Source organism: Nitratireductor rhodophyticola, from assembly GCF_019891355.1.
Classification (GTDB): Bacteria; Pseudomonadota; Alphaproteobacteria; order Rhizobiales; family Rhizobiaceae; genus Nitratireductor; species Nitratireductor rhodophyticola.
In genome coordinates this window covers 1-689 of the sequence record NZ_JAHSSF010000015.1, presented here as the reverse complement: position 1 = coordinate 689, position 689 = coordinate 1, and the positions used below count along the sequence as shown (strand labels likewise).

General features: G+C 65.0%; 1 protein-coding gene. It reads right to left on the bottom strand.

The window, feature by feature from the left end; translation table 11 throughout:
• A partial coding sequence (locus tag KUG85_RS21040; RefSeq protein ID WP_223006762.1) for an isopeptide-forming domain-containing fimbrial protein occupies positions 1–689 on the bottom strand: 689 nt, incomplete at both ends.

Sequence of the window (689 nt, the reverse complement as noted above, 5' to 3'; positions counted from 1 at the left end):
CTCGTCAGCGTGTAAGTAATCGTATCTCCCGCCTGAACCCCCACGCCGTTGCCCACGTCGGACGCCTTCGACGTGCTGAGTTCCACCAGCGGGTTGCTCGTCGCACAGGGACCGCAATCCCCCACATCTGCAGTGACAGCATTCGATACCGACCCTGACGCACTGTCCGAGACCGTCGCCGTGTAGGACACGCTGTAGGTACCCGCCGATGTGCCGGCGGGAAGCGTGAACGACAGGGTCGGCGCACCTCCCGTGTCGGCAACAAACGCACCGGCCGCTGTCACGCTGCCGAAGTCGAGCCCCGTCCCCAGCGTGTCGGTCAGAACCAGGTCCTGCGTCGTCGTTCCTCCGGTGACCACGCTCGTCAGCGTGTAGGTAATCGTGTCCCCCGTCTGAACCCCCACGCCGTTACCCACGTCGGACGCCTTGGAGGTGCTGAGCTCCACCAGCGGATTGGCCGTCGCACAGGGATTGCAATCCCCAACGTCAGCTTCGGCCGCGTTCGATACCGACCCTGACGCACTGTCCGAGACCGTCGCGGTGTAGGACACGCTGTAGGTACCCGCCGATGTGCCGGCGGGAAGCGTGAAGGACAGGGTCGGCGCACCACCCGTATCAGGAACGAAGGAACCCGGGGCTGTTACACTGCCGAAGTCGAGCCCGGTTCCCAGCACGTCGCTCAGCACCAG